The organism is Pseudoflavonifractor sp. 60 (assembly GCF_009911645.1).
In the GTDB taxonomy this organism is placed as follows: Bacteria; Bacillota; Clostridia; order Oscillospirales; family Oscillospiraceae; genus Lawsonibacter.
This window is the reverse complement of sequence record NZ_QWKI01000282.1, coordinates 1-535: the sequence shown is the minus strand read 5'-3', so window position 1 is coordinate 535 and position 535 is coordinate 1. Positions and strand designations below refer to the sequence as shown.

General features: G+C 63.9%; 2 pseudogenes. Both read right to left on the bottom strand.

Features of this window, described 5'->3' with window-relative positions:
* Window positions 1-341, bottom strand: a pseudogene (locus D1646_RS21580) (hypothetical protein); the annotation flags it as partial.
* Window positions 342-354: 13 nt separating this feature from the next.
* A pseudogene (locus D1646_RS21575) lies at window positions 355-535 on the bottom strand (hypothetical protein); the annotation flags it as partial.

Here is a 535-nt window from a genome sequence, read left to right as displayed (position 1 = left end):
GGGACCACCTTGGTGCGGATGAACTCCCCCGCCAGCCGCCCGAAGGCAATGCCGGCGGTCTCCAGGTTGTCCATGGTGTCCACGGTGAACATGCGGCCCCGGTCGAAGTTGCACTTTACCGTCTCGTTGGTCAGGGTCACGTCCCCGTCCACATAGCCGCTGTTCCGGGAGTAGTCCCCCAGTCCCTGCATGGACAGCATGGGAATAATCAGCTCGTTGGCGTTGGCCCCCTGGCGGGCCAGCTCGGCGGCGCCGTCCAGGTCGCCGGTGAGGGAGGCGTTCTGGTATACTTCATCCAGAATGGGCACAAACTGCTGGGCCAGTTCGATGACATTAGGCATAGTTCATTCTCCTTTACTTGTTGTTGGTCAGACCGGCGGCGGCCCGGATGGCGTCCATGCCGGAGCCGGGGCGGCCGCCGGTGCCGGTTCCGAAGGCGTAAGGGGGCGGGGTCTCGCCGGACTCGAAGAGATAGCCGTTCTCCTTCTTCAGCCCCTCCAGGGCGGCCTTGATGTTGGCACTCTGGTCCTTGCTG